The 25,754-nt window shown below is 59.3% G+C and carries 26 protein-coding genes and 1 pseudogene; 11 read left to right on the forward strand and 16 right to left on the reverse strand.

The window, feature by feature from the left end:
• The first annotated feature begins 73 nt into the window (after positions 1–73).
• The 3 genes from rph to hemW are packed head-to-tail and all read left to right on the forward strand — an operon-like array spanning position 74 to position 2,551.
• Entirely contained in the window at positions 74–787 is a 714-nt protein-coding gene (gene rph / locus E2K80_RS16020) for a ribonuclease PH (RefSeq protein WP_135376655.1), read from the forward strand.
• Between the two features lie 2 nt (positions 788–789).
• On the forward strand, positions 790–1,401 hold the full coding sequence (gene rdgB / locus E2K80_RS16025; protein ID WP_135375906.1) for an RdgB/HAM1 family non-canonical purine NTP pyrophosphatase: 612 nt from the start codon (positions 790–792) through the stop codon (positions 1,399–1,401).
• Complete coding sequence (gene hemW / locus E2K80_RS16030) at positions 1,388–2,551, forward strand: radical SAM family heme chaperone HemW (protein WP_135375907.1); 1,164 nt, start codon at positions 1,388–1,390, stop codon at positions 2,549–2,551. Before rdgB ends, hemW begins: the two co-directional genes overlap by 14 nt.
• 14 nt (positions 2,552–2,565) lie before the next feature.
• Here the strand turns inward: hemW and E2K80_RS16035 are convergent, their stop codons facing one another.
• The 7 genes from E2K80_RS16035 to hemJ all read right to left on the reverse strand — a co-directional run bounded on the left by E2K80_RS16035 (position 2,566) and on the right by hemJ (position 9,929).
• Positions 2,566–3,459, reverse strand: a complete 894-nt coding sequence (locus E2K80_RS16035) for a ParB/RepB/Spo0J family partition protein (RefSeq protein WP_135375908.1) — start codon at positions 3,457–3,459, stop codon at positions 2,566–2,568.
• 9 nt (positions 3,460–3,468) lie between these two features.
• On the reverse strand, positions 3,469–4,260 hold the full coding sequence (locus E2K80_RS16040; protein ID WP_135375909.1) for a ParA family protein: 792 nt from the start codon (positions 4,258–4,260) through the stop codon (positions 3,469–3,471).
• Entirely contained in the window at positions 4,248–4,880 is a 633-nt protein-coding gene (rsmG, locus tag E2K80_RS16045; protein ID WP_135375910.1) for a 16S rRNA (guanine(527)-N(7))-methyltransferase RsmG, read from the reverse strand. The genes E2K80_RS16040 and rsmG overlap by 13 nt, the downstream gene beginning before the upstream one ends.
• A complete protein-coding gene (gene mnmG / locus E2K80_RS16050) occupies positions 4,877–6,742 on the reverse strand; it encodes a tRNA uridine-5-carboxymethylaminomethyl(34) synthesis enzyme MnmG (protein ID WP_135375911.1) in 1,866 nt (621 codons plus the stop codon). The genes rsmG and mnmG overlap by 4 nt, the downstream gene beginning before the upstream one ends.
• Positions 6,743–6,753: 11 nt before the next feature.
• Positions 6,754–8,043 carry a tRNA uridine-5-carboxymethylaminomethyl(34) synthesis GTPase MnmE gene (mnmE, locus tag E2K80_RS16055; RefSeq protein ID WP_135375912.1) on the reverse strand — a complete coding sequence of 430 codons (1,290 nt, stop codon included), beginning with the start codon at positions 8,041–8,043 and terminating at the stop codon, positions 6,754–6,756.
• 27 nt (positions 8,044–8,070) lie between these two features.
• Complete coding sequence (rho, locus tag E2K80_RS16060; RefSeq protein WP_135375913.1) at positions 8,071–9,342, reverse strand: transcription termination factor Rho; 1,272 nt, start codon at positions 9,340–9,342, stop codon at positions 8,071–8,073.
• Positions 9,343–9,473: 131 nt separating this feature from the next.
• Positions 9,474–9,929, reverse strand: coding sequence for a protoporphyrinogen oxidase HemJ (hemJ, locus tag E2K80_RS16065; RefSeq protein WP_135375914.1), 456 nt, complete (start codon positions 9,927–9,929; stop codon positions 9,474–9,476).
• A 416-nt stretch (positions 9,930–10,345) separates the two neighbouring features.
• Here hemJ and E2K80_RS16070 point away from each other — a divergent pair, with 416 nt between their 5' ends.
• The 4 genes from E2K80_RS16070 to dnaQ are packed head-to-tail and all read left to right on the forward strand — an operon-like array spanning position 10,346 to position 13,044.
• The gene (locus E2K80_RS16070) at positions 10,346–10,942 is read left to right on the forward strand and encodes a Maf family protein (protein WP_135375915.1); all 597 of its coding nucleotides are present in this window, start codon (positions 10,346–10,348) and stop codon (positions 10,940–10,942) included.
• Positions 10,939–11,772, forward strand: a complete 834-nt coding sequence (locus E2K80_RS16075) for a shikimate dehydrogenase (protein WP_135375916.1) — start codon at positions 10,939–10,941, stop codon at positions 11,770–11,772. The genes E2K80_RS16070 and E2K80_RS16075 overlap by 4 nt, the downstream gene beginning before the upstream one ends.
• Positions 11,769–12,362 carry a dephospho-CoA kinase gene (coaE, locus tag E2K80_RS16080; RefSeq protein WP_135375917.1) on the forward strand — a complete coding sequence of 198 codons (594 nt, stop codon included), beginning with the start codon at positions 11,769–11,771 and terminating at the stop codon, positions 12,360–12,362. Before E2K80_RS16075 ends, coaE begins: the two co-directional genes overlap by 4 nt.
• A complete protein-coding gene (gene dnaQ, locus E2K80_RS16085; RefSeq protein ID WP_135375918.1) occupies positions 12,355–13,044 on the forward strand; it encodes a DNA polymerase III subunit epsilon in 690 nt (229 codons plus the stop codon). The genes coaE and dnaQ overlap by 8 nt, the downstream gene beginning before the upstream one ends.
• Here dnaQ and secB read toward each other — a convergent pair whose 3' ends face one another.
• Together secB and E2K80_RS16095 are read right to left on the reverse strand one after the other, a co-directional pair.
• Complete coding sequence (gene secB, locus E2K80_RS16090; protein ID WP_135375919.1) at positions 13,045–13,548, reverse strand: protein-export chaperone SecB; 504 nt, start codon at positions 13,546–13,548, stop codon at positions 13,045–13,047. It lies immediately after the preceding gene.
• A 54-nt stretch (positions 13,549–13,602) separates the two neighbouring features.
• On the reverse strand, positions 13,603–14,076 hold the full coding sequence (locus E2K80_RS16095; RefSeq protein ID WP_135375920.1) for an FxsA family protein: 474 nt from the start codon (positions 14,074–14,076) through the stop codon (positions 13,603–13,605).
• A 130-nt stretch (positions 14,077–14,206) separates the two neighbouring features.
• On the opposite strand from E2K80_RS16095, the gene E2K80_RS16100 reads away from it, so the two are divergent.
• The 3 genes from E2K80_RS16100 to E2K80_RS16110 are packed head-to-tail and all read left to right on the forward strand — an operon-like array spanning position 14,207 to position 16,496.
• Positions 14,207–14,866 (forward strand): Tim44/TimA family putative adaptor protein, encoded by a 660-nt coding sequence (locus E2K80_RS16100; RefSeq protein WP_135375921.1) that lies wholly within the window; start codon positions 14,207–14,209, stop codon positions 14,864–14,866.
• Between the two features lie 3 nt (positions 14,867–14,869).
• Positions 14,870–15,895, forward strand: a complete 1,026-nt coding sequence (mltA, locus tag E2K80_RS16105; RefSeq protein WP_135375922.1) for a murein transglycosylase A — start codon at positions 14,870–14,872, stop codon at positions 15,893–15,895.
• 1 nt (position 15,896) lies between these two features.
• Complete coding sequence (locus E2K80_RS16110) at positions 15,897–16,496, forward strand: Smr/MutS family protein (RefSeq protein WP_135375923.1); 600 nt, start codon at positions 15,897–15,899, stop codon at positions 16,494–16,496.
• Between the two features lie 5 nt (positions 16,497–16,501).
• On the opposite strand, the gene E2K80_RS16115 is transcribed toward E2K80_RS16110, so the two are convergent.
• The 5 genes from E2K80_RS16115 to idi form a co-directional block, all read right to left on the reverse strand.
• On the reverse strand, positions 16,502–17,596 hold the full coding sequence (locus tag E2K80_RS16115; protein ID WP_135375924.1) for an alpha/beta hydrolase: 1,095 nt from the start codon (positions 17,594–17,596) through the stop codon (positions 16,502–16,504).
• A gap of 36 nt (positions 17,597–17,632) precedes the next feature.
• A complete protein-coding gene (hslU, locus tag E2K80_RS16120) occupies positions 17,633–18,958 on the reverse strand; it encodes an ATP-dependent protease ATPase subunit HslU (protein WP_135375925.1) in 1,326 nt (441 codons plus the stop codon).
• Complete coding sequence (locus E2K80_RS16125; RefSeq protein WP_135375926.1) at positions 18,955–20,037, reverse strand: hypothetical protein; 1,083 nt, start codon at positions 20,035–20,037, stop codon at positions 18,955–18,957. The genes hslU and E2K80_RS16125 overlap by 4 nt, the downstream gene beginning before the upstream one ends.
• On the reverse strand, positions 20,034–20,591 hold the full coding sequence (hslV, locus tag E2K80_RS16130) for an ATP-dependent protease subunit HslV (RefSeq protein ID WP_135375927.1): 558 nt from the start codon (positions 20,589–20,591) through the stop codon (positions 20,034–20,036). Before hslV ends, E2K80_RS16125 begins: the two co-directional genes overlap by 4 nt.
• 246 nt (positions 20,592–20,837) lie before the next feature.
• Complete coding sequence (idi, locus tag E2K80_RS16135; RefSeq protein WP_135375928.1) at positions 20,838–21,368, reverse strand: isopentenyl-diphosphate Delta-isomerase; 531 nt, start codon at positions 21,366–21,368, stop codon at positions 20,838–20,840.
• 317 nt (positions 21,369–21,685) lie between these two features.
• On the opposite strand from idi, the gene E2K80_RS16140 reads away from it, so the two are divergent.
• Positions 21,686–22,138: a c-type cytochrome gene (locus E2K80_RS16140; RefSeq protein ID WP_135375929.1), complete on the forward strand. Its 453-nt coding sequence runs from the start codon at positions 21,686–21,688 to the stop codon at positions 22,136–22,138.
• Between the two features lie 492 nt (positions 22,139–22,630).
• On the opposite strand, the gene infB is transcribed toward E2K80_RS16140, so the two are convergent.
• Both infB and E2K80_RS16150 read right to left on the reverse strand, forming a co-directional pair.
• Positions 22,631–25,117, reverse strand: a complete 2,487-nt coding sequence (infB, locus tag E2K80_RS16145; RefSeq protein WP_135375930.1) for a translation initiation factor IF-2 — start codon at positions 25,115–25,117, stop codon at positions 22,631–22,633.
• A pseudogene (locus E2K80_RS16150) lies at positions 25,114–25,744 on the reverse strand (RNA-binding protein). The gene infB and the pseudogene E2K80_RS16150 overlap by 4 nt, the downstream one beginning before the upstream one ends.
• Positions 25,745–25,754 lie beyond the last annotated feature (10 nt).

The raw sequence follows: 25,754 nt of genomic DNA on the forward strand, positions 1-25,754 counted from the left end.
CAAGGTCAATCGGGGTTGCGCTGGCCCGGCGCGGCAGACTATCCCACAGGCAGCTATCCCCATGGAGTCAGATATGCGCCCTTCCGGTCGAAACCTAGATGAACTACGCCCGATTTCCATTGAAACCGGTGTGACCAGACATGCCGAAGGCTCCTGCCTGATCAAATGCGGCAACACCCATGTGTTATGCACCGCCTCGCTTGAGGAACGGGTGCCGCCATTTCTGAAAAATACCGGCCTGGGCTGGGTCACGGCGGAATATGGCATGCTGCCGCGCGCAACCCATACCCGCATGCGACGCGAGGCTGCAGCCGGCAAACAATCGGGGCGTACCCAGGAAATTCAGCGCCTGATCGGCAGATCCCTGCGCGCCGGCATTGACCGGGTTGCGCTGGGCGAACGGCAGATTACCGTTGATTGCGATGTCATTCAGGCCGATGGCGGCACCCGCTGCGCCTCGATCACCGGCGGCTGGGTGGCCCTGCGTCTGGCGGTGAACAAATTGCTGAAGACCGGTGAGGTCCTGTCGGACCCGATCACTGATCACGTCGCGGCGGTGTCCTGCGGTATCTATGCAGGTCAGCCGGTGCTGGATCTGGACTATCCCGAAGACAGTGAGGCCGGAACGGATGCGAATTTCGTGATGACCGGGGGTGGCAAGATGATTGAAGTGCAGGCCAGCGCCGAAGGTTCGACCTTTTCGCGCGATCAGTTTGCCGAGCTTCTGGCCCTTGCCGATAAAGGCGTGACCGAACTGGTGGCCGCACAAACAGAGGCCATCACCTGATCATGCGCCGTTTCACGGGCGATACCCTGCTGCTGGCCACCCATAACCCGGGCAAGCTGGAAGAGATGACACATCTTCTGGCGCCTTATGGCATCACGGTGACCTCGGCCAAAGATCACAACCTGCCCGAGCCTGCGGAAACCGGCACTCTTTTTGTCGAAAATGCGCGGATCAAAGCCCATGCAGCAGCAAAAGCCACCGGCCTGCCCGCCCTTTCCGATGACAGCGGGATCGAGATTGACGCGCTCGGCAAAGCCCCCGGTGTCTATACCGCCGATTGGGCCGAAACCCCGACCGGGCGCGATTTCACCATGGCGATGACCCGCGCCCATGACGCGCTTGAGGCGAAATCCGCCCCCTTCCCCAGAACAGCGCGCTTCTGCTGCACGCTGGTACTGGCCTGGCCCGATGGCCATGATGAGGTATTTCCCGGCGTGATGGAGGGACAGGTTGTCTGGCCCATGCGGGGCAATCAGGGCCATGGCTATGACCCGATTTTCCAGCCCGAAGGCTATGACATCACCTTTGGAGAAATGGACCGCTGGGAAAAGAACCGGATCAGCCATCGCGCCGATGCGTTCCGCAAACTGGTGACGATTTTTGAACGCGGCTGACAGGCAAGGCGCTGGCTTTGGCCTGTACCTGCACTGGCCCTATTGTCAGGCGAAATGCCCCTATTGTGATTTCAACTCCCATGTTGCCGCAGAGATTGATCAGAACCGCTGGAAACGGGCCTATCTGGATGAAATCAGACGCGCGGGGTGTGAAACCCCGGGGCAGACCCTGAACAGTGTCTTTTTTGGCGGCGGCACGCCTTCGCTGATGTCCCCCGATCTGGTTGCAGCCGTGATTGATAAGATCCGGCGCACCTGGCCCGTGGCAAATGATCTGGAAATCACGTTGGAGGCCAACCCGACCTCGGTAGAATCCCATAAATTCAATGGGTTCCGCGATGCAGGTGTCAGCCGTATCTCCATGGGTATTCAGGCGTTGAATGATACAGACCTCAAACGTCTTGGCCGGTTGCACACGGTCGCAGAGGCGATGACAGCCTTTGACATCGCGCGAAACGCCTTTGACAGGGTCAGTTTCGACCTGATCTATGCCCGCCAGCACCAGACGCTTGCGGAATGGCGGGCAGAACTGACCAGGGCCCTGTCCCTCGCCGTGGATCACCTGTCGCTTTATCAACTGACCATCGAAGACGGCACCGCCTTTGGTGATCGCCACCATCTGGGCCGCCTGCCCGGCCTGCCCAGCGATGATCTTGGCGCCGATATGTATGATCTGACGCAGGATTTATGTGAAGCGGCGGGTCTTCCCGCCTATGAAGTGTCAAATCACGCGGCGGATATGGCACAATCGCGCCATAACCTGATCTACTGGCGCTGTGGGGATTATATCGGCATCGGCCCCGGCGCCCATGGGCGGCTTACGCTTCAGCAGCAGCGTTATGCCACGGAAACGGAAAAACGGCCCGATTACTGGCTGGACCAAGTGGAACAGGGACAAGGCGGCAGCACCCTGCGCAGCGCCCTGTCACCTGAAGAACAGGCCCAGGAATACCTGATGATGAGCCTGCGTTTGGCGGAAGGTACGGATTTGAACAGATTGGGTGAGATCGGCGGGCCAATGCCTGACCCAAATACGCTGAACAGGCTCGAATCAGACGGGTTTCTTGAGCGTATTGGCAGCCGTCTAAGGACGACAAAAACAGGGCGGCCGCTTCTGAATGCCCTGCTCCGCGAGCTTCTGACAGAGTGAGATCACAGGATATCCTAACCCCGGTTCAGCATCCGAACAATATCGTCAAGCTGTGATAAGTCTTTGTATTTAATTGATATTTTACCAGAACCGTCCGCTTCATCATGCTCGATGCTTACTTTCATCCCAACGGCCGCAGATAAATCCCCCTCCAGCGCCCTGGTGTCCGCATCCTTGGCAGGGGCCGCGTGCACACGGCTTGAGCCTTGCGAGACAGGCGCTTTTGCCAGTTTTTCCACATCGCGCACTGACAATGCCTTGGCGATCACCTTTCGCGCCAAAGCCAACGGGTCGTCCGCCGTGACCAGCGCCCGCGCATGCCCGGCCGACAATTGGCCGTCGCGCACAAAGCCCTGAATTTCTTCGGGTAAATTCAACAGGCGCAACAGGTTCGCCACATGGCTGCGGCTTTTCCCCATCGCTTCGGCCAGTTTTTCCTGCGTATGACCAAACCGGTCCATCAACTGCCGATAGCCCGCGGCCTCCTCAATCGGGTTGAGATCGGCACGCTGGATATTCTCGATAATCGCGACTTCCAGAACTTCCGTATCATCGAAATCCCGCACAATCGCCGGCACCTCATGGAGCTGCGCCAGCTGCGCGGCCCGCCAGCGGCGTTCCCCCGCAACAATCTGATACATCTCTGCCTTTTCCGGATCGGGCCGCAGAATCAGGGGCTGGATAACGCCTTTTTCCCGGATCGAGGCGGCAAGCTCTGCCAGCGCCCCTTCGGTGAAGCTGCGCCGGGGCTGATCGGGGTTCGGGTGTATCTTTTCCACCGGAATCTGCAGATCGGCGCGCCGGGATACCGGGGCTGTTTCACCTGCGGGCTCTGCTGACGGTTCGATATCGGCCATCAGGGCCGACAATCCACGCCCAAGCCCGCGTTTTTCCCGTTTCGCCGCCATATCGCCCCCTTATGCCGTTTCCAGATGCCGGTTCAGCATCTCATCCGCCAGATCCAGATAGGCCTGGCTCCCGCGGGAGGCCGGATCATACTGCAACACCGGCACCGAGAATGACGGCGCCTCGCTCAACCGCACATTTCGTGGAATCTTTGTGTTGTAAACCAGCGCGCCCAGCGTCTCGCGCGCATCCTCTTCCACCTGCCGCGACAGGTTGTTGCGTTGATCATACATGGTCAGAACCACGCCCTCAATCCGCAACCCCGGATTGGCGGATTGCCGCACCTCGCGGATGGTCAGCATCAGTTGAGACAGGCCTTCCAAGGCAAAGAATTCCGATTGCAGGGGCACCAGAACCGCATCCGCCGCGACCATTGCATTGATCGTCAAAAGGTTCAGTGACGGGGGGCAATCGATCAGGATAATGTCGAAATCCTTCGTCGCCCGGTTGGCCAGGCTGTCTTTCAACATGAACACCCGGTTTTCATTCGACACCAGCTCGATATCCGCAGAGCTGAGATCCGTTGTCGCCGGCGCGATCCAGAGGCTGGGCACGCTGGTTTTGGTGACCACATCGGCCAGCGGTGTGTCGTCGAGGATCAGATCATAGGTCGTCAAATCCCGGTTGCCCGCATCAATCCCCAATCCGGTTGAGGCATTGCCCTGCGGATCAAGATCAAGGATCAGCGTGCGCTGACCCGACAGGGCAAGGGCCGCCCCCAGATTGATGGCAGTGGTGGTTTTGCCCACACCGCCTTTCTGGTTGGCAACAGCGATAACCCGGGCACGCGTTACATCAGACACGGGGCAAGATCTCCTATCCTGTAGATCACAGCCCCATCTGCCGTCTGGCTGTCGAACTGCACCATACCCATTTGCCATTCTGCGCGCGCCGCGTCCAGTTCCGCCTGATGGGATTCGCCTTTTTGGAACAGGCAAACACCATCTGGCGCCAAATGAGGCTGCGCCAGGGTGCATAGCTTCGTCAGGGGCGCCAGCGCACGCGCGGAAATCACATTGGCCCCCTGTGGTGGCGCATCCTCGATCCGCCGGCTTAAGACCGAGATTTTCAGGCCTGTCTGCCGGGCAACTTCCCTAAGAAAACTGCATTTTCGCAGATCGCTTTCAATGAAGGTAAACCGCAGATCGGGGGATTTTTCAGTGGCAAGAATCGCACAGATCAAGCCCGGGAAACCGCCGCCGCTGCCAATATCCAGCCAAAGCCCCTGATCCTTGATGCGCAGGGGAAACACCTGCGCACTGTCCAGAAAATGCCTGTACCACAGATGGTTGAGCGAAGCGGGCGCCACCAGATTGATGGCCTTCTGCCATTTGATCAGCGCGGCTGCGTAAGCATCGAACCGACCCGCTGTTTCACGTGAAACATCTGCCAACAGACGGTCACGAGCCTCTTCTTCCGTCATGCCCGCTGACGCTCAGCCTGGCGCAACCGGGTCAGCAGTAAGGTCAGCGCCGCCGGTGTCATCCCGTCAATACGCCCCGCCTGCCCCAATGTACGCGGGCGGATGGTGACAAGCTTGCCTTTCAGCTCATTCGACAGGCCTTCGATCATGTCAAAGGCAAAGCCGCTGGGAATGGTCAGCGCCTCATCCCGCCGCAGGGCCGCCACATCGCGCGACTGTCGCTCGATATATTTCGCATAAAGCGCTTCGCGGGCAATCTGCTCCCGCGTGTCCCGGTCAAGCTGCTGCAATTCCGGCCAGATGTCATCCAGCATGGCCATGTCAATATCGGGGAATGCCAGCAAATCCACCGCGCTGCGCCGCACCCCATCCTGATTGATGCGCAGCCTATGCTTGCGGCCTTCTGTCGGTGACAGGGTTTTCTGCGCCATGATCTCATGACCTGCGGCCAGACGCTCCATCTTATCCGCAAACCGGGCAGAGCGGTCTTCGCTGACAATTCCCAGATTTTCAGCCAATGGCGTAAGCCGCTGATCCGCGTTATCCGCCCGGAGCGTCAGGCGGAATTCGGCGCGTGAGGTGAACATGCGATAGGGTTCGGCCACGCCGCGCGTGACCAGATCATCAATCATCACGCCGATATAGGCCTGATCCCGGCCCAGAATAACCTCTCCCTTATCCTGCACCTGCCGGGCGGCGTTCAGCCCCGCAATCATGCCCTGGGCGGCGGCCTCTTCATAACCCGTGGTGCCGTTGATCTGCCCTGCAAGAAACAGGCCCGGCACATCCTTCACCTCCAGCGTCGCGGAAAGCGCGCGGGGATCCACATAATCATATTCGATGGCATAGCCCGGCTGCATGATCTCTGCCGCCTCCAGCCCGCGAATCGAGCGCACATAATCCTGCTGAACCTCTACCGGGAGAGAGGTTGAAATGCCGTTCGGATAGACCAGATCGCTGTCGATCCCTTCAGGTTCCAGAAAGATCTGGTGAGAGTCCTTATCGGCAAAGCGAACGATTTTATCCTCGATCGACGGGCAATAGCGCGGGCCGACCCCTTCGATATGGCCGCCATACATCGCAGACCGCGCCAGATTATCGCGGATGATATCATGGGTCCGGCTGTTGGTATGGGTGATGCCGCAGCTGATCTGCGTCACAAAAGGGGTGGAGGAGAGGAAGGAAAACATCACCGGTTCTGCATCTGCGGGCTGCATCTCAAGCATATCCCAATTGATGCTGGCACGCCGCAAACGGGGTGGCGTGCCGGTTTTCAGGCGGCCCAAGGGCAGGCCAAATCCTTCGATCCGTTCGGCCATTCTGACCGAAGGCTTATCCCCCATCCGTCCACCGGGCCGCTGCTGATCGCCGATATGGATCACCCCGCGCAGGAATGTGCCCGTGGTCAACACAACGGCGCCTGCCTTGATTTGGGAGCCATCCGCCAGCACCAGCCCTTCAACCCGGTCGCCCTGCATCAGAAAATCAGCGGCTTCGCCCTCGATAATCTCAAGACCCGGCATATCGGCCAGCTCCGTTTGCATCGCCTGACAATAGAGCTTGCGGTCCGATTGGGTGCGCGGCCCCTGAACAGCCGGGCCCTTGCTGCGGTTCAACAGGCGGAACTGAATGCCGGACCGGTCCGCCACCTGGCCCATCACCCCGCCCATAGCGTCAATTTCCCGAACCAGATGGCCCTTTCCAAGCCCGCCAATCGCCGGATTGCAGGACATCACGCCAATGCTGTCACGGTTCAGGGTTACCAGCGCTGTGTTCGCACCGGCGCGTGCAGCGGCACAGGCCGCCTCGCAGCCTGCATGGCCGCCGCCGATAACAACAAGATCGTAATCCCGGTGTTTCACGTGAAACACTCCTATTTCCCGATGCAGAAGCTGGAGAAAACTTCTCCCAACACCGCTTCCACATCAATACGGCCGACCAGCGCGTCAAGCCTGCGTATGGCCTCGCGGATATGCTCCGCCGCCAGCTCTGCCCTGTCCATACCAGCTTCTACCTCGAATCGCGCGGTTTCTAAAGCGCTCTCCGCTGTCTGCATCGCCTCCCGATGGCGGGCATGGGTGGCGGTTTCGGCCCGCGCGGCGCGGTCTGACAGGCGGGCAGAGATCTCAGCAACCAGATCCGTCACACCCTCCCCCGTCTTTCCGGAAATCGCCGCAGGTTCATCCGGGAACAGGTCACCTTTCCCAAGCCGCAGAATATCATCTTTTTCCAGATCAATCGGCGGAACTTCCTCCGGGGAGGACATCAGATAAACCCGCAGATCAGCGCCTGCTGCCCGGTCCCGTGCGCGGGCGATGCCGAGCTTTTCAACTGCATCCTCCGCCTCCCGCAGCCCGGCGGTATCCAGCAGGGTCACCGCCAACCCGTCCAGATCCATGCGCACCTCAATCACATCGCGCGTGGTGCCGGCAATCTCGGATGTGATTGCCGCATCACGACCCGCAAGCGCGTTCAGCAATGTGGATTTCCCCGCATTGGGCGCCCCCAGAATCGCCACTTCAAACCCGTCGCGAATGCGTTCCGCCACATGACTGCCCGCAATTTCCCGGGTGAGTGAGGCCGAGATATCGTCAATAAGCGAAAGCACCTCTTCCGATACATCCTCGGGCACCTCTTCATCGGCAAAATCTATTGTGGCCTCCAGCAGGGCCGCTGCGCGCAGCAAACCCGCGCGCCAGGTTTCAACCACCTCGCCCAGACTCCCTGCGAAAACCTTCATCGCCAGCTTCCGCTGCGCCTCGGTTTCCGCCTCGATCAGCGCGCCAAGCCCTTCGACCTGGGCCAGATCAAGCCGGTCATTCATCAAGGCCCGTCTTGTGAACTCTCCCGGTTCCGCCCCGCGGGCAAGCCCGGTCTGCGCCAGTGCGGCGAGCAGGGATTTCACAACCGAAACACTGCCATGCACTTGAAATTCAACAATATTTTCGCCGGTAAAGCTGTGTGGTGCTGCGAATGCCACAACCAGTGCCTGATCCAGAACCTCTCCATCCGCACGCCGCAGCACCCGCAGACCAGCCCGCCCGATCTTCGGCAAATCCCCCGCCAGCGCCCGGCCGATATCATGCGCCTTGGGCCCGGACACACGGATCACCGAAACGCCCGCGCGACCCGGCGCGGAGGCCAGAGCAAAGATCGTATCCATCACATCCGCCTGTTTTTAACGGTGGCGTCAGGTGTTCATTGAATCGAAGAATTCCGAATTGGTCTTGGTCTGCTTGAGTTTCGAGATCAGAAACTCGATCGCATCGGTAGTGCCCATCGGGTTCAGGATACGGCGCAGCACATAGGTTTTCTGCAAATCGCCCTTATCGACCAGCAACTCCTCTTTCCGCGTCCCGGATTTGAGGATGTCCATCGCCGGAAAGACGCGTTTATCCGCAACCTTCCGGTCCAGCACGATCTCGGAATTGCCGGTGCCCTTGAATTCTTCAAAGATCACCTCGTCCATCCGGCTGCCCGTGTCGATCAGCGCCGTGGCGATGATGGTCAGGGAGCCGCCTTCCTCGATATTCCGTGCGGCCCCGAAGAACCGCTTGGGGCGTTGCAGGGCGTTGGCATCCACACCACCGGTCAGAACCTTGCCCGAGGAGGGCACAACCGTGTTGAAGGCGCGCCCCAGACGGGTGATGGAATCAAGCAGGATGACAACATCGCGTTTATGTTCAACCAGGCGTTTCGCCTTTTCAATCACCATCTCAGACACCGCCACGTGGCGGGTGGCCGGTTCGTCAAAGGTGGAAGACACAACCTCCCCTTTCACGCTCCGCTGCATATCGGTCACCTCTTCCGGGCGTTCATCAATCAAAAGCACGATCAGATAGCATTCGGGATGGTTCTGTTCGATCGAATGGGCGATGTTTTGCAGGATCACCGTCTTGCCCGTGCGCGGCGGTGCCACGATCAGCGAGCGCTGGCCTTTCCCGATCGGCGACACCAGATCAATAATCCGCGCCGAGCGGTCCTTGATCGTCGGATCCTCGATCTCCATCTTCAGCCGTTCATCGGGGTAAAGCGGTGTGAGGTTGTCGAAAGCGATCTTGTGTTTCGCCTTGATCGGATCCTCAAAATTGATCTTGGTGACCTTCACCAGACCGAAATACCGCTCATTCTCGCGCGGTGCGTTGATCACCCCTTCCAGCGTATCGCCGGTGCGCAGGCTGTGCTGGCGGATCATGTCGGGGGAAACATAGATATCATCGGGGCCCGGAAGATAATTCGCCTCGGGCGAGCGGAGAAACCCGAACCCGTCCTGCACAACCTCAAGCACGCCATCGCCTGAGATTTCCCACCCATCCTCGGCCCGCTCCTTGAGGATCGAGAACATCATATCGCCTTTGCGCATGGTCGAGGCATTCTCGATCTCAAGCTCTTCGGCCATGGCCAGCAGGTCTTTGGGGGATTTGGCTTTCAGATCAGCCAGGTTCAGGGAATTCTCGGTCATGTGGGAAAGCACCATAAAGCCCGGCGATATCTCAAACCGGGTGTGTCATGTCAAAAATGGAAAGCGACAGGGCCGGACGGCCCATTGCGCTGCCTAGGTAAGAAGAGTTGCGCAGGAAGTCAACAAATCCCTTAAAATGGCCGGGCAATGACCGAGATCACAATGATGATCAAAAGTACGGTCGGAACCTCATTCATCAGCCGATAGGTGCGCCCGCTGCGCGTATCCGTACCCGCCAGAAGCTCTTTGCGCCGCAGCCCCAACCAATGGTGAAACCATGTCATTCCCAGAACAGCCGCCGCCTTTGTCCACGGCCAGACCTCTGCCCAGCTGACCACGCCCGGCGTAAAGACCAGTGCCAGCCCGAACACCCAGGTCGCGATCATCGCCGGGTTCATGATTGCCCGCAAAAGCCGGACTTCCATCGTCTGGAACAGATCGGCCATGTCACCGCTCATGCCCACCCGTTCCACATGATAGACAAAAAGCCGGGGCAGATAGAACAGCCCCGCCATCCATGCGATCACTGAAATCACATGCAGGCTTTTTGTCCAGGGATACGCATTGGCGAGAAAGTCGAGGATCATGCGAGCTTCCTATCTCTCCCCAATAAAAATAAAAAGAATAGAAGAAAAGATGATGTTGTATTTGTACCGGGGATATCGGGGATAACAGCAGTGATCACAGATTGTGCCTGCGGTGATACACATATCCTTAACGTTCAGACCGGCGATATGATCTTGTCCAGAAGATAAAATAAATACATATAAAAACAACATGTTAGGCAAGGACATCTTTGGGATAAAGAAGGATATCTGCAACTGTAAGAACACCCGCCACATGCATCCACAGCAGGGTGTGGGCAAATCATGCCCGGGGATCAGATGCGGAGAAATCGTGTGAAACCGGGTGAAAACGATGGCTGCCCCGCAAACCGGCTTCTATACACATCCTGACCCCGTGCTTGCGCCCCTGTATATCCACAGACCTGTCAAATGAGCCCATGACCGAAATTGTGCTTGCTTCTGCATCCGCAGCCCGTCAGGCGATGTTGCGCCAGGCGCGGATTCCCTTCACGGTAATCCCGGCCCGCGTGGATGAAGAGGCGATCCGCCAGTCACTGGACCATGAAGGCGCCAGCCCCCGTGATGTGGCGGACACATTGGCCGAATACAAGGCCCGGCAGGTTGCCGGGAAACACCCGAATGCCCTGGTCATCGGATGTGATCAGGTGCTTGATTTCAAGGGCAGGGTTTTCAGCAAACCCGAAACGAAAGAAGACGCGCGCGGGCAGCTGCAAGCATTGCAGGGCGCGGCGCATCAGCTTCTTTCGGCGGTTGTGATTTATGAAGATCAAAAACCTGTCTGGCGCATGATCGGAAAGGTCAAATTGACGATGCGCGCTTTAAGCGAAGACTATATTGACGCCTATCTTGACAGGAACTGGCCCGGTCTGTCCGACAGTGTTGGTGCCTATAAACTGGAGGAAGAGGGCGCGCGGCTGTTCTTGCGGATTGACGGGGATTACTTCACTGTTCTGGGGCTGCCATTGCTGGATTTATGCGGGTATCTCACCAATCGGGGGATCATCGAGGGATGAGTACAGAGATACGTCTTGCCGGTGTCATCGGTGACCCGATCGCACATAGCAAATCACCCGCTTTGCATGGCCATTGGCTGGCCCGCTATGGTATTCCCGGTCATTATGTTCCCCTGAAAATTGCCCGCAAGGATCTGAAAAAAACCCTGCGCGCCCTGCCCCGCATGGGGTTTTCGGGCGTGAATGTGACGATCCCCCATAAAGAGCATGTATTGAGCTTCGCGGATTCCGTGACCGACCGTGCCGCCCTGATCGGGGCGGCCAATACACTCACCTTTTCCGCAAACGGGCAGTTGCAGGCCGACAACACCGATGGTGTCGGGTTTCTGGCAAATCTTTACCAGAACGCCCCGGATTGGCGCGCAGATGCTGGCCCGGCCCTTGTATTGGGGGCCGGCGGTGCGTCGCGCGCAGTGGTTTCTGCCCTTCTGGGGGATGGCGCGCCACAGGTTTTTCTTGTGAACCGCACCCGTGTCCGTGGCGAAACCCTGCGGGAAAAACTCGGCGCCCGGGTGAAAGTGATGGACTGGGCGCATATCCCCGATCTGTTGCCCGATATCTCCTGTCTGGTGAATACCACATCTTTGGGGATGGAAGGGGGCCAGCCGCTTCAGATTGACCTGTCGGATCTGAGGCCGACAACATTGGTCACCGATATCGTCTACACACCTTTGCAGACAGGCCTGTTGCAGCAGGCAGCAGAACTTGGCTGCCCCACGGTAGACGGGTTGGGCATGTTGCTGCATCAGGCCGCGCCGGGATTTGAACGCTGGTTTGGCCGCAAGCCGGATGTTGACGGTGATCTGCGGCAGGCGGTCTTGTCTGCATGACCTATTTATTGGGTCTGACCGGCTCCATCGGGATGGGCAAATCCACCACTGCCGGGTTTTTCCGCGATGCGGATGTGCCGGTCTGGGATGCGGATGAAACGGTACACAGGCTTTATGCTATGGGTGGCGCTGCGGTGGCTCCGATAGAGGCGCTCTGTCCCAAAGCTGTGTCCGATGGCGCTGTTGATCGTGCGGCGCTGAAAACATGGATCAGCAAAGATCCGAAGGCGCTTGGCCGGATCGAGGCGGTTATTCATCCGCTTGTGGCGGCGGATCGTCAGGAATTTTTGAAACGGCACAGGGATAAACCCCTGATCCTGATGGATATTCCGCTTCTGTATGAAACCGGGGCAGATAAATGGTTGGACGGTGTTCTGGTGGTCACCACCACAGCCGAAGATCAACGCGCCCGGGTTTTCGCACGCCCCGGTATGGATGAGGAAACCTTTCAATTGATCCTGTCACGCCAGATGCCCGATGCGGAAAAACGGGCCCGCGCGGATTGTGTTATCGAGACCAGAAGCCTTGAACAAACCCGGCAGGAGGTTGAAACTCTGATCAGGCAAATCACAGGAGCCCAAGATGCGTGAAATCGTCCTCGACACGGAAACGACCGGGTTTGAGCCGTCAGAAGGTCACCGGATTGTGGAAATCGGGGCGGTTGAACTGTGGCAACACATGCCCACGGGCCGCACCTATCACCAATATATCAACCCTGAACGCGCCATGCCGCAAGAGGCGTTTGAAGTGCATGGGCTGGGGGATGATTTCCTGCGCGACAAGCCGCTTTTCGCGGCGATTGCCCAGGATTTTCTTGATTTCGTGGCCGATGGCACGCTGGTCATCCATAATGCATCTTTCGACATGAAATTCCTGAATGCAGAGCTTTCTTGGGCGAAAAAACCCACCCTTCCCGATGCGCAGGCGCTTGATACGCTGGCCATTGCCCGGCGCAAATTTCCCGGCTCACCCGCCTCGCTGGATGCGCTTTGCCGCAGGTTCGGTGTGGATAACAGCGCCCGTGAAAAACACGGAGCATTGCTTGATTCCGAAATTCTGGCCGAGGTTTATCTGGAACTGATCGGCGGCCGTCAGCCGGATTTCGCGCTTGGTACGCAACCGGCACAATCCAGCAGCGCATCCGATAAATCCTGGCGTAGCTATGCCCGGCCAACACCGCTTGCCAGCCGCCTTTCAGAAGAAGAGGCGGCGGCACATGCGGAGTTTGTTGAAGAACTGGGCGAAACCGCAATCTGGTCGCGGTTCCGCTGATCAGGCGTCGGCGGTTTTCTTGGCCTCTGCCCGGCGGGACAGCTCATTGCGATAGATCGACAGGAAATCCATGTTTTCCAGATTGAGCGGCGGAAAGCCGCCATCGCGGGTGATGTCAGACACGATCCGCCGCAGGAACGGGAACAGCATCCGGGGGCATTCAATCATCAAAAACGGATGCAACTGTTCCTGCGGGACGTTTTCAACCTGAAAGATTCCGACATAATCGAGCTCGATCAGAAAAATCGGCTGCGGATCGTCATCCTTGGTTTTGGAATCGATCTTCAGTTTCACAATCACATCAAATTGATTGTCCTGCTCGCGCTTGCGGGCATCCAGCGCAACCTGAACCTGAATATCCGGCTGTGTCTGGGTCTGAACTGATTTCTGTGCGGCAATGTTTTCAAAAGACAGGTCACGAATGAACTGGCCCAGAATCTGCATACGTGGGGGCACGGCCTGCCCGTTCGGGGTTGGGGCGGCTGCGCCGTTTTCTTCGGCCATTGGACTCTCCGATTAAACTACCTTGCGGTGCTGTATCAGCCCGAAACAGAAGCCTCAATCCCGCCGCCAGGCCGATGGCCCGTCGCGCGGGGTTTCATCAACTTCAAACTCACCTTCAATCACGGTTTCCTGCGGCCCGTCATGCCCTGACCACTGCGCCTGCCCTGATACAACCGACGCAAGTGTCACGCGTTTCTGCAACTGGTGAAAAACCAGACTGCGGATGCCCGGCACCATCAGCGCAAATCCGATGGCATCGGTAAAGAACCCCGGGGTCAGCAGCAGCGCACCGGAAAACAGGATCATCGCCCCATGGGCCAGCGGTTCAGTCGGGTCTTTCAGCGCGCCAAAACTCTGGCGCAGGTTTTCCAGCGCAAGCCGGCCTTGTGACCGCACCAGCCAGGTGCCCAGAAACGCGGTGGCTATCACCACCCCAAGCGTTGGCCACAGCCCGATCAGCCCGCCGATCTGAATGAACAGCGCGATTTCGATCAGCGGAACCATCAGAAACAGCACAAAGAGCCACATGTTCTTTCCTATTCATGCTCACAATGGGGAGTGTCGCCTTTGCCGCAATGGACTTGGGCGCCCCCCTCACCTACATATGACCCACAGAGCCGCCAAAAAAGGCCCGACAGTTCCAATTGAGGATACCTTGATGAATTCGCCCTTTATCTCATTGCTTGTTCTTGCCGGGATAGCGATTTTTCTGATCCTGCGTTTGCGCAATGTGCTGGGCACCCGTGACGGGTTTGAAAAACCACCGGTGATCCAGCCGGAACGCCGGGCCGATACGCGCCGTGATTTCGAGGTGATCGAGGGCGGCCCGGATCGCGATATCACCGATCACGTGGAAGATGGCAGCGATGCGGCCAAGGCGCTGGCGGCGATGAAACTTGCAGAACACGGCTTTTCCGTAAGCGAGTTTCTGGGTGGCGCGCGCGGCGCATATGAGATGATTCTGATGGCGTTTGAAAAAGGCGATGTGGAACAGCTGCGCCCGTTTCTGGCCGAAGACGTGCTTGAAACCTTCGAAACCGTGATCGCTCAGCGTGAGGAGCAGGGATTGTCGATTGATGCCAGTTTCGTCGGTATCCGTGAATTGACATTGCAGGGCGCGAGTTTTGACCGCGGCACCAGCACCGCAGAGATCAGCGTGCGCTTTGTGGCTGAACTGACATCTGTTGTGCGCAACTCCGACGGAGAGGTTGTTGAAGGCGACCCGACCGAGATCAAACGCCAGCGGGATATCTGGACCTTTGGCCGCGATATGGGCAGTTCCAACCCGAACTGGGTTCTGGTGGCCACCGGCGGATGAACCATGGGCGGTGGTCTGACAGCCCGGTTTCTGGCAGCGACCCTGGCCTTTGCCTCTCCTGCCATGGCTGATCAACCTGTGCGGATTCTGGATTTCTCGGACCTGCGCGGCTGGGGTGAAGATAATCATGATGCCGCGCTTGAGGTGTTCGTGAACACCTGCCCCGATATGGGCGACAGCGAATGGCAATCCCTTTGTGCCCTGGCACAATCGCAAACCGATGGCCGGGCTTTTTTTGAGCTGTTTTTTCGCCCCGTGCTGATCGGCGGGGATCGCCCGGCCCTGTTCACCGGATATTTCGAACCCGAGCTTGATGGCTCCCGCTATCGCAGCGCGCGGTTCCGCTATCCGCTTTACCGTTTGCCGCCCGAGGTTGATGGGCTCTGGCACAGCCGTGCCGAGATCGAAACACAAGGTCTGCTGGAAGGGCGCGGCCTTGAAATCGCCTGGGTTGATGACCCGGTTGATGTTTTCTTTCTGCAAATTCAGGGATCTGGCCGGATTCACCTGGCCGAAGGCGGATATCTGAGGGTCGGCTATGGTGGCCGGAACGGGCATGAGTATCGTTCTGTCGGGCAGGAAATGGTCCGCCGTGGCATTTATCAGCCCCATCAGGTGTCGGCACAGGTGATCCGCGCCTGGGTTGCCCGAAACCCGATTGCGGGTGAAGAACTGCTGCGCCACAACCCGTCATATGTCTTTTTCCGGGAGGTTCAGATCAGGGACCCGAATGACGGGCCGCTGGGGGCGATGAACCGATCCATCACATCACACCGGACCATCGCGGTTGACCCTGAATTTACCCCCCTTGGTGCGCCGGTCTGGATTGAAAAGGGCGGGGAACAGCCGATCCAGCGGCTGATGATTGCCCAGGACACCGGCAGCGCCATCCGGGGGGCGCAGCGTGCCGATATTTTCTATGGCTCAGGCGATGCGGCCGGGCAACAGGCCGGGCGCATCCGCGATCCGGGCCGGATGATTGTGTTGCTGCCGATCGAAATTGCCCATCGTCTGGTGCCGGACGCCTGAGATGACCGGTCGCAAGGGCAAAGGGCTCAGCGCTGATGACCGCTCAGTCTGGTCGCGTGTGGCGCAAACGGTCAAACCCCTGCGCCCGCCCAAAACCAAACCTGTGCCAGACGGCGATGCCGAGGCGGAGCCGCCGAAAAAGCAGGCTCCCCGCGCGGCTGTGAAAGATTTCCAGATCGGGGAGCGGGTGAATGGGCACAGCCCTTCACCACAGCTTAGCCCGGCCCTGACCGAACGGCTGACACAGGCGCCGATCCGGATGGATCATGGCACCCACCGCCAGATGATACGGGGCAAGCTGAAACCCGAGGCACGGATCGACCTGCACGGTCTGACCCTGGCCGAGGCGCATCCGCGCCTTGTTCAGTTTATCCAGACCGCATTCGCCAATCGCAAACGGCTGGTGCTGATCATCACCGGGAAAGGCAAGGACCGGGAAGAACCGGGGCCGATCCCGATCCGGCGGGGGGTTTTGCGCCATCAGGTGCCCGCATGGCTGGCCGCCCCGCCGCTTGGTGCGCTGGTTCTGGATATCCGCCCGGCCCATCTGCGCCATGGCGGCGAAGGCGCCTATTACGTCTATCTCAAACGCGCCCGCTGAAGCTTTCAGATATCAGGCGTCAGAATAATCTGTGTGGCATTGCGCACCGTCAGAACAACCCCCGGCAGCAGCCCGGCGCGCACCGCATCGCTTTCGCTGAGCGAGGCGCTGATCCGTTGTGCCGATGTCAGGATCTGTATCATCGCCGGTGAGCTGACCGGTGTTGCATGGTTCAAACCATCCCCGCGCCCGCCGGAAAATTCACTGACATCAATGATCGTGACATCCAGATCTGCAACATCTTCAATGGATTCGATATTGCCCAAGCGGTTCTGCTGCCCCCGGACCCGCGCCGACAATCGCAACGCGGCATCGCGTTGCGAGGTGAAAATAAAGAACGGTTGCGGCAATTCACCGATCCGGGCGGCCTGACTGCGGAAAATCTGTACGTCGATATCCGGGGACAGAAGCAACACGCCGCTCAACCGGTCAAAGACCCGTTGCTGGCCGCCGATGCGCAATTGCCGCAGGCTTTCCATCACGACCTCGGCACCCAGGGAATGGGCCATCAGACCCACATCTTCCGCCCCTGCGGCGATGATTTCGTTTAACAGCTCTTCCAGACCGTCCCGGGCCAGCAGCGCACTGTCGCGATCATAGATATAACCCAGAGGATGCCCGGCACTGGGCCAGGAATAATGCACCGGGATCACCGGAATATCGAGGTCATGGCGAATTTGCGCCGTGCGGTAGAGCCCATCGGCGAAGGTGCTGTTGAACCCGTGAATGAACACCATGACTTCCCGTTCTCCGCGCGGGCGCGCCGCGATTTCCCGGCGCAGGGCTGCGCGGAAATCCCCGGGAGATGTCAGCGTATCGGCCTGGCTGACCACAAAATCGGCTTGCAGATCGGTGCCGTGACGGGGCCAGGAAACCTCTCCACTTTCCCGCTCTGGCGGGATGGCGACGTCAAACCGGGCATAATGCAGACCTTCCGACCTCTCGCTGGTGAACTGCCCCTCTGCAAAGGCGCGGGTGGTGGCCACCAGAACGGTTTCGATCACGGCATCCCGCGATGGGTCGGGCACCAGCACAAGCTGCGCGCGCGGGGCGCAGGCCCCAAGGCTCAGAACCGCCAGGAAGATAAAAAGACGTGCCATAAAATCGCACCGGGCAAATGAATTCTGCCGCTGTTTCTACAACACGTAGCGGCTGAGATCAGCGGATTTCATCAATTCGCCAAGGTTTTTCTCGACAAAGCCCGCATCGACCACAATCGCCTCGCCGGATCGGTCGGGCGCGGTAAAGCTCAATTCCTCAAATACCCGCTCGATAACGGTGTAAAGCCGCCGTGCGCCGATGTTTTCCACATCCTGATTGACCTCGGCGGCGATCCGCGCAAGGGCGGCGATCCCGTCTTCGGTGAAGCTGACAGTGACCTCTTCGGTGGCCATCAGCGCGGTATATTGCAGGGTCAGCGCATTGTCGGTTTCCGTCAGAATGCGCACGAAATCTTCCTCGGTCAGGGCGCGCAGCTCGACCCGGATCGGCAAGCGGCCCTGAAGTTCCGGCAACAGATCCGACGGTTTGGCGATATGAAATGCGCCCGAAGCAATAAACAGGATATGGTCGGTTTTTACCGGCCCATGTTTCGTGGATACGGTGGTGCCCTCGATCAGGGGCAGCAGGTCACGCTGCACACCTTCCCGGGACACATCCGCGCCGCGCGCATCGGACCGGGCCGAGACCTTGTCGATCTCGTCGATGAAGACAATGCCGTTCTGTTCAACCGCTGTCAGGGCCTCGCGGGTGATCACCTCCTGATCCAGCAGTTTATCGGCCTCTTCCTCAATCAGCAGATCATAGCTTGCCGCCACGCTCAGCTTTTTGCGGGTCTTGCGCCCGCCAAGGGCCTTGCCGAACAGATCCCCCAGATTCATGCCCCCCGGCATGCTGCCCATGCTGCCCATGCTGCCCGGCTGCCCGGGAATTTCAAACATCTGCATCGGGTTCGAGGTGTCAGAGACTTCCAGCTCGATCACCGTATTGTCCAGCTCGCCACTGCGCAGCTTCTTGCGGAACATCTCCCGGGTCTGTTCGCGCGCATCGGTTCCGGCCAAAGCCTCGATCACCCGGTCCTCTGCCGCATCATGGGCCTTGGCCTTCACCTCGTCGCGCATCGTCTCACGGATCATCACCTGTGCCGCATCCACCAGATCGCGGATGATCTGTTCCACATCGCGGCCGACATATCCGACCTCGGTGAATTTCGTCGCTTCCACCTTGATGAACGGGGCGCGGGCCAGTTTTGCCAGCCGACGGCTGATCTCGGTCTTGCCGACGCCGGTGGGGCCGATCATCAGGATATTCTTCGGATACACCTCATCGCGCAGGTCATCCCGCAGTTGTTTGCGCCGCCAGCGATTGCGGAGTGCCACGGCCACGGCGCGCTTGGCGTCTTTCTGGCCGATGATGAAACGGTCAAGCTCCGAGACGATCTCGCGCGGGGTCAGGTCGGTCAAGATTGGGGCTCCTCAGCGGTCAGCAGGGTCCAGGGGGGCAAGCGGGTCTTGCCGGGGAAATCGGGGAAAGCATCCATCAGGTTTCGGCGCAAGACCTCCCATTTCGCACCAAGCAGGACAAGGCCAAGACCCAGAAGCAGGATCACCAGAAAGGCATTGCCCTCCATCACCGTGATCGACAATGCGACGATATAGCCAACGCCCGAGACCAGAAAGGACCGGCGGTCGATCACCACGGCGAAAATCGCCATGCACGCCACAAACAGCACCAGCAAAAGCTGTGCCGTGACCGTGCCCACATCGAAAAGCGACAGGGCGACGGTGTTCACAATCGTAGGTGCTACAATGACATGGAGCCAGAACCCGCTGGCCGCGCGCCGGCTGATCCGGTGCGGGTCGCTCATATCAAAGCGCAAGGCGACAATCAGGCCAAGCAGCCCCAGAAGGATGGTCAGAATCGCGAAGGGTCCCTGGGCGGTCAGCAGAAATATATCACTGGGATTGGTCGGCACATTGCCCCCCAGACTGACCAGCCCGAACGCGGTGCCAAACACGCCAAGCGCGATCAGCGCCATCGTGAACGGAACCCGGAACATGATGTAATAGCCAACCAGCAACAGGGTGGACAGGCCCGCCGACAGGGCCAGGCTTTGCGGGAAATCAGTCTTGAGCATCCAGCCAAGCGAGATGCCCAGTTGCCCCGCACTCATGGCAAAGAAGATCGCCAGCGCGATCGAGGGCGCCACCATACGCCGGGTCAGGGTGAAATAGCGGGCCAGCAGGGCCACCGCCCCCATGCCGATCAACGCATAGATGATCGACAGAACATAACCGTTCTGCGCGCTGAAATAGCTGACACCCGTCAGACCCGCCCAGCCGGAAAAGAGAATGCCAAGCCCGACCACGATGAAGATTTCATTGAAACCGCGGAACAGCTCGAACGGTTCATCCAGACCTGACATATGCTCCCGGGTGCCGCGCCGGGCATCGCCCAGGGCGATCAGTGAAGCGGCCTGCGCTTCGGTAATCATCCCCGCGCCGACAGCGGCGCGGATGTCATCACGGTTGATATCACTCATGCTTTGATGCTTTCTACAGTCAGGTTGCCGTTGGTATAGACACAGATATCCGCCGCAATCGCCATGGCCTGGCGCGCGATATCCTCGGCGCCCAGATCGGTTGCCGACAATCCGCGCGCGGCGGCCAGGGCATAGTTCCCGCCTGACCCGATGGCCGCGATCCCGTGTTCGGGTTCCAGCACGTCCCCGGCGCCGGTGATGATGTAAAGCTCGGCCCCGTCGGTGACGATCAGCATCGCCTCAAGTTTTTGCAGATATTTATCGGTGCGCCAGTCCTTGGCCAGTTCCACGCTGGCGCGCTGCAACTGCCCCGGTGTCGCCTCCAGCTTGCTTTCCAGCCGTTCCAGCAGGGTGAAGGCATCTGCTGTCGATCCGGCAAAGCCACAGACCACATCATAGCCGCCGGGGCTGAGCCGCCGCACCTTGCGGGCCGAGCCTTTGATGACGGTCTGGCCCAGGCTGACCTGCCCGTCGCCTGCCACCACAACCTCATCGCCTTTGCGCACACCGATGATTGTTGTCCCGTGCCAGCCGGGGAAATCCGAATTGCTCATGCTGTCTCCTTCGTTCCGCCCTATATGGATGGGCAGAGAGGCCAGAACAAGCGCCAGGGTGCTGAACTGAAACTCCTTATGATCCCTACCGCCCGGGGGCACCGCCGGGCGGCGCCCGAACCGCCCCCACGGGGCGGGCGCTTCTCGCCCTCCCCTCGGTTCGGGCTCTGCCCTCGGCTTTCATCCAGATATATTGCAGAGCGGTTTTGCGCGATGTTTCACGATATCAGCACCAGCGCCGTAAATTCAGACCGAGCGCAGATCGCCAAAAATACTGGCCCCGTGATCGCGCAGATAGATTTGCAGCCAGGGTGTGAAACTGGCGGGTGCAGTTGCCACCTCCTGCGTCAGATCCTCCAGACTCTGCCAGATCGTATCCATCACTTCCGCCGGATTCGGGTTGGGCGACACATCTTCCGGGAGAGCACCCACAAAGATATCCACAACCTCATGCTCGATCAGCCCACCCCCCACATCGGCGCGATATTCCACCTGATCGCGATATGTCAGCGGAACGGGCGGAAGCCCAAGCTCATCCCCCAGGCGGCGCTGCGCGCAGTTCAAAGCACTTTCCCCCCAGAAAGGATGGGTGCAGCAGGTGTTCGCCCAAAGCCCCGGGGTGTGGTATTTTCCAAGCGCCCGGCGCTGCAACAGGGTTTTATTCCCGCGCATCAGAAACACCGAAACCGCGCGATGGCGCAGACCGCGTTGATGCGCCTCCAGTTTTTCCACAGGGGTCAGAACATTTTCAACCCAGGTGGGAATCATGTCTGTCATGCCGATACTGCCGCAATTACCTCTGCTGGATGGGCCAGAAGTCTAGGGCTGCGTCCGATATGTGCAAGCGCCTGCGGCCTGGCCGGACTGTTTAGGGGAAATCATGAATATGGAGCAGTCTGAAACCGCCGGGCGCTACCCCTTACGGTTGTAAAAAAACAGCGCTGATTTGTCCGAGTGATTCTTGCGATAAGCACCCGATATCGTGGCGACAATTGCCAAATCTACCGATTCGTATGAGGCATGAAAAAACACATGTCTCTGTTTCGGTTCGGGTTCGGCACAGGCAGGAATGATTTCTTGAAAGGAGTATACCTATGAGCCGTATGACAAGTCTTGCAGCAGCAACAGCATTTCTGGCCGCGCCCATGGCTTGCGCAGATATGGCCACCCCCACAGGCGATGCCGCTGCGGGCGAGGCCGCGTTTCGTCAATGCATCGCATGCCATGTGGTCGTGAATGACGCGGGCGAAACCCTTGCCGGACGCAATGCCCGCACCGGCCCCAATCTTTTCGGAATTGCCGGTCGCACCGCAGGCACATATGAGGAATTCCGCTATTCCGCGTCGATGACTGCGGCGGGCGAGGCCGGGCTTGTCTGGGATGAGGAAGGCTTTGTCACCTATGTGCAGGACCCGACCGGGTTTCTGCGGGAATATCTTGACGATAGCGGCGCCCGCGGTTCGATGAGTTTCCGCGTCCGATCACCCGAGGATGCGGCCAATCTTTATGCCTATATTATGTCGCTCGGGCCCGAGGCGGCGGAATAAACCTGCAATTGCTCGGGTTATAGCCTCGGACTGAAATTAGGAATTTCTCCATATCATTCTCCCGCCCGGCGGCATCGCCGGGCAGCGCCCGAACCGCCCCCACGGGGCGGGCGCTCCGCTTCCCGCCCCTCGGTTCGGGCGCTGCCCTACGCTCTATGTGGATGGGTTTCAGGATTTTGATCTGAATCAAAATTCCCTGCCTCCGGGTCAGCAAGCTACTGATCTCGAACGTGAATTTTGATGAGCGGTGGTGCAGAATAAAACGCCTTTCGCCTTTGGCTCAAACGCGAAAGCCATTGTACTGCTTCAATGTAAAGTCGAAACGCTAAAGCACCCTGCCTTAAACTTGAATCACAAATACCCTGCCACGCTTCGCGTTCCCGGGACATTTGTGATGCGCGATGTCTCAGGTTTAAGGCAGCATGCTGTATAACATGAAAAAGGGCGCCGCAACGGGCGCCCTTTTCGCATCTGTTTCCAAACTTCCGGTGGTCAGGCCAGCGACCGCTCCACCTCTTCCCGCTCGAAAATCTCGATCACATCATCGGCGCGGATGTCGTCGTAATTCTCGAACGCCATGCCGCATTCCTGGCCCGAGGTGACTTCCTTCACCTCGTCCTTGAAGCGTTTCAGGGTTTTCAACGTGCCTTCATGGATCACCACATTATCCCGCAGCAGGCGCACACCGGCAGACCGGCGGGCGACGCCTTCGGTCACCAGACACCCGGCCACATTGCCCACGCCGGTGACGCGGAACACCTCTTTGATCTGCGCATAACCGATGAAATTCTCCCGAACCTCGGCAGAAAGCAGGCCGGAGGCGGCAGATTTCACATCATCCACAAGATCGTAGATCACCGAGTAATAGCGGATTTCCACGCCCTTCTGGTTGGCGCTGTTGCGGGCGGGCGCATTGGCACGCACATTGAAGCCGATGACCGGCGCGCCCGAGGCTTCGGCCAGGCCCACATCGGATTCGGTGATTGCGCCGACGCCTGAATGCAGCACGCGCACACGCACCTCGTCATTGCCGATCTTCTCCATCGCCTGGATGATCGCCTCGGCAGAGCCCTGCACATCGGCCTTCACCAGAATCGGCAGTTCCGCCACGTTTTCATCTTCCTTGGCCTTCGCCAGAAGCTGATCAAGCGTGGTGGCGGCCCCGGCGGCAGCGCGTTTTTCCTTGGCGGCGTTTTCACGGTATTCCGCAATCTCGCGGGCCTGTGCCTCGGTATCGACCACGTTCAGAACATCGCCCGCCTCGGGCGTGCCGTTCAGGCCCAGAACCTCAACCGGCACGGACGGCCCGGCCTCTGAAACCCGGTCGCCATTGTCGTTGATCAGGGCGCGAACCTTGCCCCATTGTTCACCCACGACAAAGATATCGCCCTGTTTCAGGGTGCCGTTCTGCACCAGAACGGTTGCAACGGGGCCACGGCCCACATCCAGCTGTGCCTCGATCACGGCGCCCGAGGCCGCACGGGCAGGGTTGGCCTTCAGTTCCAGCAATTCCGATTGCAGGGCGATGGCCTCCAGCAGCTCATCCAGGCCCTGACCGGAAATGGCGGACACTTCCACATCCTGCACCTCACCCGACATCTGCTCCACGATCACCTCATGTTGCAGCAGATCGGTGCGCACCTTGTTGGCATCCGCTTCGGGTTTGTCGATCTTGTTGATCGCCACGATCATCGGCACTTCGGCCGCCTTGGCGTGGTTGATCGCCTCAATCGTCTGCGGCATCACCGCATCATCGGCGGCAACAACAAGCACGACGATATCGGTCACCTGCGCGCCGCGGGCCCGCATCGAGGTAAAGGCCGCGTGGCCCGGCGTATCAAGGAAGCTGAGCAGTTGCCCGCTTTCGGTTTTCACCTGATAGGCGCCGATATGCTGGGTGATGCCACCGGCTTCGCCGGACACAACCTTGGCATTGCGGATCGCATCCAGAAGCGAGGTTTTGCCGTGATCCACATGACCCATGATGGTGATCACGGGTGCGCGGGGTTCAAGGTCTTCCGCCTTGTCCTCGACCTGGTCAATGACGTCTTCCACATCCGCATCGGAAACGCGCACAACCTTATGGCCGAATTCCTCAACGATCAGTTCCGCGGTATCCGCATCAATCGGCTGATTCTGGGTGACCATCAAACCGTTCTGCATCAACGCCTTGACCACATCGGCAACCCGTTCAGACATGCGGTTGGCCAGTTCGGAGACGATAATGGTTTCCGGAACCTGCACATCGCGCATGACCTTTTCACGCTCGACATTTGCGCCCATAGCCTTCTGGCGCTGGCGTTCCTGTTTCCGCTTCATCGCCGCCATCGAACGATGACGCCCGCCTTCGCCACCTGTCAACGCCTGGTTGACGGTCAGCTTGCCGGCCCTGCGGCCATCATTGCCACGGTCACCTTTGGCATTGCGGTCACGTTTGTCGTCGCGGTCATTGTCGCGTCGCGCCGGCGCCGAAGACGGTTTGCCTGCCCCACGCGGGGCTGCAGCCGTGGGTTCAGACGGCGCAACAGCCGCTGCCGCTTCGCTGGCCGCAGGCGCGTTGCGGCGCGCGGCCTCTTCCTCTTTGCGACGGTTGTCTTCTTCGGCCTTGGCTTTCAGCGCTTCCTCGCGCTCTTTCTCTTCGCGCTCCCTGGCGTCGATCTCGGCCCGTTTGCGCGCCCGTTCTTCCTCGCGGGACTTTTCTTCCAGCTCCCGGCGTTCGGCATCTTCAACTTCGCGGACCTTTGCGGCCTGCAACGCTTTCAGACGGCGCTCCATCTCGCTGTCAGACACGCCTGTGGGGCGCGTGTTGCCTTCGGCCTGGGCCGCAGCAGCCGTGCCCGCCTTGGGAACCATCACCCGCTTGCGCTTGGTTTCCACAACAACACTTTTGGTCCGTCCGCGTGAAAAGCTTTGATTCACACGTCCGCTTCGGGCGCCGCCCGACAAGCCAAGGGGTTTCTTTCCGTCCTGATCGCTCATGCGTCTCGTCTATCCTTTTTGGCGGGTGTCCCACCGTCTGCCTTACGCAGGCCTTGCAGCTTTGCGGCCTCCTCTACAACACGTTCAGTGAGTCCACCAGCGGCAAGCGCGCCATGTATCACACTTTGGCGTCCGAATGCCAAACCCAATTCCCGGGCGGTCAGACAGCCGAAAAACCGGCCCCCTTCGGGCGTCCAAAGTTTCGATTTCCCCCGCTCCGAGCCGTCAGAGGCCTGAAGCAGAACCTTGGCGCGCCCTTCGGCCAGCCAGCTTTTCACTTTTTCGAACCCGGCAATCGCATATCCGCCCTTGCGGCTCAGCGCGACCAGATCGGTCAGGCGACGACATAAAACCGTGTCTATCTGCGCCAGCAGATCCTCCGGCACCGTCACCTGCATTTTCGCCCCGCGCGAAAAAAAGCGTCTTCTTGATCGCCAGGTTCAGCGCGTCCCGATCAGCACTGACCCAGATACCCCGCCCCGGCAGGCGTTCCAGAATATCCGGCACAACCTGCCCCTCGGGGCCGACAACAAAGCGGATCAACCCGGTTTTCGGCTGGGTCTCTCCGGTGGCGATGCAGCGCCTTTCGGCTTCATCGCGGGTTTTGGTCCGGCCGCCGCGGGTCATTCCGCGTCTC

This window comes from Rhodophyticola sp. CCM32 (genome assembly GCF_004751985.1).
Lineage (GTDB): Bacteria > Pseudomonadota > Alphaproteobacteria > Rhodobacterales > Rhodobacteraceae > Rhodophyticola.